The organism is Blastococcus sp. KM273129, assembly GCF_021698995.1.
Taxonomy (GTDB): Bacteria; Actinomycetota; Actinomycetes; order Mycobacteriales; family Geodermatophilaceae; genus Blastococcus.
In genome coordinates this window covers 21,723-28,224 of record NZ_SSXB01000082.1, presented here as the reverse complement: position 1 = coordinate 28,224, position 6,502 = coordinate 21,723, and the positions used below count along the sequence as shown (strand labels likewise).

The window sequence follows — 6,502 nt, the reverse complement described above, 5'->3', positions numbered from 1 at the left end:
CGCCCGCCCAGCCCGCGCCGGAGACCACCGCGAGCAGCTGCCAGAGACGCGTCTCGTGCCTCCCCACGACCGCGCCGGCCGCGAAGGTCGCCACGTGCACCCCGAAGCCAGGCACCGGTCCGGGTACCCGGGCCGGCGACACCATGGAGATGCCGCGGCTGCCGAAGGCGGTGATCTCCCGCGGGGAGAGGCGGACCCGGCGCACGACCGGGACGGTAGCCACCCGGGCGCCCGGAGTCCTCCCGGTGGGACCATGACCCGGATGAGCGCGGGGACGGCCGGGTGCCGGGCGGGGACGGGACGCCGGTGAGGACACCGCCGGGGCCGGTCTCCGTGGACGGCGGCACCGCCGAGCTGCTCGCCGACGCCGACCGGGACGGCTCCTGGGTGCTGATGCTCAACGACACCCCGCAGTCGCACGTGGACCTCACCGACCCGGCGCACCTGGAGTTCGAGTACGTGCGGCGGATCGGGCACGTGCTGGACACCGCCGCGGCACCGGGGGCACCGCTGGACGTGGTGCACCTCGGCGGCGGGGCGCTGACGCTCCCCCGCTACGTGGCCGCCACGCGCCCCGGCTCCCGCCAGCGGGTGGCCGAGATCGACCAGCCGCTCACCGACCTCGTGCGCGAGCACCTGCCGCTGCCGCGGGCGGCGAGGGTGCGGGTCCGGGCCGCCGACGCCCGGGAGGCGCTCGCCGCCCTGCGCCCGGGCAGCGCCGACGTCGTCGTCACCGACGTGTTCGCCGGCGCCCGCACGCCGGCCCACCTGACCACCGTCGAGTTCGCGGCGGAGGTCGCCCGCGTCCTGCGGCCCGGCGGCGTCCACGCGGCCAACGTCGCCGACGGCCCGCCGCTGCGCTTCGCCCGGGGCCAGGTCGCCACGCTGCGCACGGCCTTCCGGCACGTCTGCCTGCTCGCCGAGCCGGGGACCCTCCGGGGCCGGCGGTTCGGCAACCTGGTCGCCGTCGCGTCCGACGCGGAGCTGCCGCTGGCGGAGCTCAGCCGCGCCTGCGCCCGCGACCCGATGCCGTCACGCGTCGTGGACGGCGACGACCTCGACCGGTTCGTGGGCGATGCGCGACCGGTGCTCGACGCCGACGCCGAGCCCTCGCCCGAGCCGCCCGCAGGCGTGTTCGGCCGCTGACCTCCCGACCGGTCGGCGGCGGCCCGCCGCCCTAGGCTGGCCGCATGACCACGCCCTCGCCGTACCGGCTCCGCCGGGACACCCGCCACAAGATGATCGCCGGCGTCTGCGCCGGGATCGCCCGGCGCTACGGGCTCTCGCGCAGCGGCCTGCGCGTGGCGTTCGTGGTCTCCTGCGTGCTCCCCGGCCCGCAGTTCGTGGCCTACCTGCTGCTGTGGGTGCTCATCCCGGCCGACGACCGGTACTGAGCGCGGCCGGCTGCTACCAGGTGTTGTCGCGGCGCATGCCCCCCACGGCGGGGCGCACGTCGACCAGGTAGACGATCGCCGCGATCACGGCGGGCAGTCCGAGCAGCGACAGCGGGGTCTTCATCCAGAAGATGACGAGCAGGGCCAGGCCGGTGATCGCCGCCCAGCCCGGCTTGGTGAGCTTGCCGGCGGCCACGTACCCGGCCGCGGGCCGGATGAGCGCGTCGACGAACGCCCAGGCGGTCAGCCCCAGGGACGCCCAGTACAGGCCCAGCAGCAGCCACCCGTCGAACAGACCCATGCCCGCGAGCCTACTCGCGGCCCGAGCCCCACCGGGGCGGCCGAGCCCCGGTGCGGCGGGGGCGACGACCTGCGGACGCGACAGGGCCCCGGAGCGCTGGTCGCAGCTCCGGGGCCCTGGTCGGTGGTGCCGTGCGGTCAGTTCTTCTTGGCGGGCACGGCGGTCGGGTCGGCCGGCTTGGCCGTGCGGGCGCGGGTCACGCGCGCCGAGGTGGCCTTGGCCGGCGACTTGCGGGCGGCGGGGGTGGTCTTCTTGGCGGTCGACCGGCGCTTGGGGGCCTCGACGGCCTCCTCGGCGGACGCCTTGGTCGCCTCGGCGGCGTCCTCAACCTTCTCCTCCGCCTTCGCGGCGGCCTTGGTCGCCTTGGCGGCGGTCTTCTGGGCGACCGAGGTCACCTCGTTGGAGACCTCGACGACGGCCTCGGCGCCCTCCTCGAGGACGTCCTCGATGCGCTCCTCGACGGTGTCGACGGCGTCCTCGGCGCGGCGCACGATGCGCCGGACGCCGGGCTGGCGGCGCAGGTCCTCGACGACGACGGCGCCGCGCTCGGCGAGCGTCTCCACGGTGGCGATCGCCTGGGTGCGGGCGGTCTCGACCAGGCCGGCGACGGTGCTGCGCAGCGCCTCCGGACGGGCCGCGACGGCCAGCTGGTGCGCCGTGGTGCGGGCGGTGCCGGCGGCCTCGGCTGCCCGGGTGCGGGCCTCCTTGACGGCGAGGTCGGCCTGCACCTGCGCCTCGCCGGGCAGCGCCTCGGCGGTGCTGCGGAACTGGGCGACGACGGTGCGGGCGCGCTCGACGGCCAGGTCACCGGCGCCGACGAAGGCCAGCAGCGGGGTGCGGGCCTGCTCGGCCAGGGTGCGGCCCTGGGCCACGGCGAGCTCGCCGTACTGCTTCACGGTCTGGGTGGGGGTCATGCCGGACTCCTCGGGAGTGGGAGATGGGGGGATGGTCAGCTGGCGGCCGGGGACGAGGCCCGGTGCTCACGGACGTAGGTCTCGTAGAGCTCGAGCAGGACGGCCTTGTGCCGCTCGGACAGCGCGTCGTCGGAGCGGATCGCCGCCACGGTGTCCGGGTTACCGGAACGCCGGTCGAGGATCCCCGCCCGCTCGTAGAGCGTCTCGGCCGAGATCTTCAGGCCCCGGGCGATCGACGCGAGGATCTCCGCTGACGGCTTGCGGAGGCCCCGCTCCACCTGGGACAGGTAGGGGTTGCTGACGCCGGCGGTGCGGGCCAGCTCGCGCAGCGAGACCCGCGCGGCGTTGCGCTGCTCGCGGATGAAGTCGCCCACCGACGAGCTGACCGCCGAGACGCCGGACGCGTCGGCGACCGAGTCGGCGACCCGGTCCACCGTGGAACGGACGGAGGTCACCTGCTCGCGGACGAAGTCACCAGGGGTCTGCACGCCCTCGACGCTAACCCCGGATGCTAGCTCCTGCAAGCGGAGCGGCTAGCACTTCGGCGTGATCGCGCCCACACCCCGGCGGAGCTGGTCAGCCGCCCAGCGCCGCGGACGCACGGACCTCGCCGACGACGCCGTCGCCCCCGCTGACGGGCGTCCGCGCCCACGGAGCAAGCACCTCCGGGCCGACGCCGAGCCGCCGCAGCCCGGCCGCGAGCGCCGGGGTCCGCCCCCGGTCCCCGCCGTCGTCGAGCTTGAGCGCGACGGCCCCCGCCCCCGGTAGCGCCGCCACGTGGACGCCGTCGGCACCGCCCTTCACCAGCAGGCCGGGGACCGCGCGCATCAGGTCGGTGTCCTCCCGGCCGGTGCCGGCGACGAACCACGGGTGGGCCCGCATCGCGTCGGCCACCGCCCGGCCGGGCGAACCCTCCAGGGCCTGCACCAGCGAGAGCACGCCGCGCGCCAGCCCGGTGAGCGGGAGCGCGTGCTGCGGCGCGCCGCAGCCGTCGACGACGACCGCCGCGACCGGCTCGCCGGCCGCCTCGCCCAGCCGCGCCTCGATCGCCTGCTGCAGGGGGTGCTCCCGGTCCAGGTAGCCCTCCGTCGGCCAGCCTGCCGCCACGCAGGCCGACAGCATCGCCGCGTGCTTGCCCGAGCAGTTCATGGCCAGCCGCTCCGGCGCCCGGCCGGCGGCGAGCCAGGCCGCCTTCGTCTCCTCGTGCGCGGGCAGCGCCGGCGGGCACCCCAGGGCCTCGGGGCCCAGCCCTGCAGCGGCGAGCATCGCCCCGGCCAGCTCCCGGTGCCCGTCCTCGCCGAGGTGGGAGCCGGCGCCGATCGCCAGCTCCTCGCCCGCGCGCGGCACCCAGCCGGCCGCCAGCAGCGCCGTCGCCTGCACCGGCTTGTTCGCCGACCGGGGCAGGATCGGGCGGTCGACCGCACCGGCCGCGAGCACCACCTCACCCGCGGCGTCCAGCACCACCAGCGACCCCCGGTGCACCGACTCCAGGAAGCCCGAGCGGTGGACCTCCACCAGCACCGGGTTGTCCGGCCACGGAGAGGCGGGGGCACCGCCGGGAGCCTGGTCAGGTGCTGGAACGGCCACGCCTCAGGGTCCCATGCCGACCACGCGCGGCATGGGGGGAGGAGCGGTCCTCCTAGTGGCGCCCCTCGTCGGCGAGCAGGGCGGCGACGTCGGCCTCGCCGTCGCGGTACCGGCGGCCGAGCTCGGCCGCGAGCGCGTCCATGACCTGCTGCACGCCGCGGCGGCGCTCCGAGAGCCCCTTCTCGGCGTCCGCGAGCGACCGGGCCGCCGCCTCCAGCTTGTTGTCGGCGAGCTCGGTGATCGCCGACAGGTCGGCGCCCGGGGTGAGGGAGTTGACCCAGGACTCGTACTCCTGGGGGTCCGCGGGCTGCACCGTCTGGTGCCGCCCCAGGCCGTGCGCCGGGCCGCGCCCCTTCTCGGCGAGGATCTCGGGCAGCAGGTCCACCAGCGACCGCCCGTCGTGCTCGGCCCGCCGCTGCAGCTCCCGCCGCACGATGTCCAGGCGCCCCTGCAGCAGCCGCCGGGTGTAGGAGAGGTTGACCTCCTGCTGCTCGGCCTCGCGGCGCAGCCGGCGCACGTCACCCATCGGCCGGCGCACGGCGCTCTCCAGGAACGCGGGGTCCAGCAGCGCGTCGACGGCGGCACCCCCGGCGGGGGACGGCTTCGGGCTCACGGGTGGCCTCCAGGTGCGGGGACGCCCGGCGCGGGCATCGGCGGTGGTCAGCGGCGGGCGCTGGGCGGAGCGTAGGTCAGCGGCCGCGGCCTGCCCACCCGGTGCGCGGGCGGGTGCGGCGCGCTCAGCCGATCGTCCCAGACCGGACGGCCCGGACCCGGTTGCGCGCCGCCACCTGGGTGTCGTCGAGCGCCGGTGGGGCGTCGTCGGGGTCGATCGAGGCGGTGGAGCCGGCCACGGTCAGCGCGGCGTCCGGGGCCACCGACTGCTTGACCAGCGCCAGGGCGACGACGCCCAGCTCGTGGTGCCGCACCACGCTGCCCACCCGCCCCACCTCGCGCGCGCCCGCCAGCACCGGCTCGCCGGGCGCCGGCAGGTCCTCGCTGACGCCGTCGAGGTGCAGCAGCACCAGGCGGCGCGGCGGGCGCCCCAGGTTGTGCACCCGCGCCACGGTCTCCTGCCCGCGGTAGCAGCCCTTGTCCAGGTGGACGGCGGTGCGCAGCCACTCGAGCTCGTTCGGGATGGTGCGGTGGTCGGTGTCGACGCCGAAGCGGGGCCGCCGGGCCTCCACGCGCAACGCCTCGTAGGCCGAGGCGCCGGCGAGCGGGACGCCCAGCCGGTCGGCCAGGGCGGCGACCTCCGACCGCGGCACGAGCAGGTCGTGGACGACGGCCGCGCCGTCGCCGACGGCGGGCATGCGGCGCACCCAGCCCTCGCCGAGCGCCTGCACCGCATACGGCTCCGCGGGCACCGGCAGCCCGGCTCCCGCCAGGGCCGCGGCCGACCCGGGGCCGACGAGCGACAGCAGGGCCCGGTCGTCGGCCACCAGGCGCGGCTCCACCCGCAGCATGAAGCGCATCCGCTCGAGGAAGGCCAGCAGGGCGGGGCCGGCGCCCGGCTCGACGTCGGCCCACGTCGTGCCGGCCAGCTCGGCCACGACGAGGTGGTGCTCGACGTGGCCGTGGGGGCTGAGGACCAGCGCCTCGCTGCCGGCGCCGTCGGCCAGCTGGGCGACGTGCTGGCTGGTGATGCTGTGCAGCCAGGAGAGGCGGTCGGCCCCGGGCACCGCGAGCACGTCGCGGTCGCTCCGGTCCACCAGGCCGGCGCCCTCGGCGAGCAGCCGCTGCTCGCGCAGCGGGTCGCCGTAGTGCGCCGCGACGACGCGGGTCACCTCCGGCCCCGGCTCGACGGCGACCGCCCCGGGGCGGGCGAGGAGGGGCGAGGGCGTGGTCATGAGGACTCCGTTCCGGCGCGGTCTCGGCAGGCGCGGCACGTGCCCGACAGGGCGACGTGGCCGACGTCCACGGTGAAACCCAGGTCGGCCGCCAGACGTTCCGCGGCCTCGTCGAGCAGGTCGGGCGCGGCCGAGGAGATCTCCCCGCAGGAGTTGCAGACGACGTGCAGGTGGGGGCGCTCGGCGGCGTGGTAGACCGGCGCGCCGCGCCCCAGGTGGGTGTGCCAGACGAGCCCGAGCCGTTCGAGCAGCTCGAGGGTGCGGTAGACCGTCGAGGTGTCGGGCGCGCTGCCGCCGGGGCCGGCCTCCTCGCGCAGGCGGGCGACGATCGCCTCCGGGGTGGCGTGCGCCAGCGCGCCGACCGCGGCCAGCACCCGGGCGCGCTGCGGGGTCAGGCGCAACCCCCGCGCGCGCAGCTGCTCGGCGAGCGGGGCGGCGACGTCGTCGGTGCCCATGGTG

The 6,502-nt window shown here is 77.2% G+C and carries 10 protein-coding genes; 2 read left to right on the top strand and 8 right to left on the bottom strand.

The features are described 5' to 3' along the window. Positions 1–205 (bottom strand): hypothetical protein (locus tag E9565_RS18415; RefSeq protein ID WP_236833608.1); only part of this gene is annotated, 205 nt, incomplete at its 3' end. A 101-nt stretch (positions 206–306) separates the two neighbouring features. Between E9565_RS18415 and E9565_RS18410 the strand changes: the two genes are divergently transcribed. Continuing rightward, positions 307–1,146, top strand: a complete 840-nt coding sequence (locus E9565_RS18410; protein WP_236828720.1) for a spermidine synthase — start codon at positions 307–309, stop codon at positions 1,144–1,146. Between the two features lie 44 nt (positions 1,147–1,190). Then, positions 1,191–1,394, top strand: a complete 204-nt coding sequence (locus E9565_RS18405; RefSeq protein WP_236828721.1) for a PspC domain-containing protein — start codon at positions 1,191–1,193, stop codon at positions 1,392–1,394. Between the two features lie 13 nt (positions 1,395–1,407). Here the strand turns inward: E9565_RS18405 and E9565_RS18400 are convergent, their stop codons facing one another. From E9565_RS18400 to E9565_RS18370, 7 genes are all read right to left on the bottom strand, one after another. Next, entirely contained in the window at positions 1,408–1,695 is a 288-nt protein-coding gene (locus E9565_RS18400; RefSeq protein WP_236828722.1) for a DUF2516 family protein, read from the bottom strand. Between the two features lie 137 nt (positions 1,696–1,832). Continuing rightward, positions 1,833–2,609, bottom strand: coding sequence for a hypothetical protein (locus E9565_RS18395; RefSeq protein ID WP_236836324.1), 777 nt, complete (start codon positions 2,607–2,609; stop codon positions 1,833–1,835). A gap of 35 nt (positions 2,610–2,644) precedes the next feature. Next, positions 2,645–3,097 (bottom strand): helix-turn-helix domain-containing protein, encoded by a 453-nt coding sequence (locus tag E9565_RS18390; protein WP_236828724.1) that lies wholly within the window; start codon positions 3,095–3,097, stop codon positions 2,645–2,647. An 88-nt stretch (positions 3,098–3,185) separates the two neighbouring features. Continuing rightward, positions 3,186–4,130 carry an asparaginase gene (locus tag E9565_RS18385; protein ID WP_236828725.1) on the bottom strand — a complete coding sequence of 315 codons (945 nt, stop codon included), beginning with the start codon at positions 4,128–4,130 and terminating at the stop codon, positions 3,186–3,188. Between the two features lie 118 nt (positions 4,131–4,248). Continuing rightward, on the bottom strand, positions 4,249–4,809 hold the full coding sequence (locus E9565_RS18380) for an aerial mycelium formation protein (protein WP_236828726.1): 561 nt from the start codon (positions 4,807–4,809) through the stop codon (positions 4,249–4,251). A 124-nt stretch (positions 4,810–4,933) separates the two neighbouring features. Continuing rightward, entirely contained in the window at positions 4,934–6,043 is a 1,110-nt protein-coding gene (locus tag E9565_RS18375) for a folate-binding protein YgfZ (protein ID WP_236828727.1), read from the bottom strand. Next, entirely contained in the window at positions 6,040–6,498 is a 459-nt protein-coding gene (locus E9565_RS18370) for a Fur family transcriptional regulator (protein WP_236828728.1), read from the bottom strand. Before E9565_RS18370 ends, E9565_RS18375 begins: the two co-directional genes overlap by 4 nt. Positions 6,499–6,502: the final 4 nt, after the last annotated feature.

What these genes read in the sequence shown, in the direction of transcription:
- E9565_RS18405 (WP_236828721.1), top strand. Translation starts at nt 1,191, where the DNA reads ATGACCACGCCCTCGCCGTACCGGCTCCGCCGGGACACCCGCCACAAG.
- E9565_RS18400 (WP_236828722.1), bottom strand. Translation starts at nt 1,695, where the DNA reads ATGGGTCTGTTCGACGGGTGGCTGCTGCTGGGCCTGTACTGGGCGTCC.
- E9565_RS18395 (WP_236836324.1), bottom strand. Translation starts at nt 2,609, where the DNA reads ATGACCCCCACCCAGACCGTGAAGCAGTACGGCGAGCTCGCCGTGGCC.
- E9565_RS18375 (WP_236828727.1), bottom strand. Translation starts at nt 6,043, where the DNA reads ATGACCACGCCCTCGCCCCTCCTCGCCCGCCCCGGGGCGGTCGCCGTC.
- E9565_RS18370 (WP_236828728.1), bottom strand. Translation starts at nt 6,498, where the DNA reads ATGGGCACCGACGACGTCGCCGCCCCGCTCGCCGAGCAGCTGCGCGCG.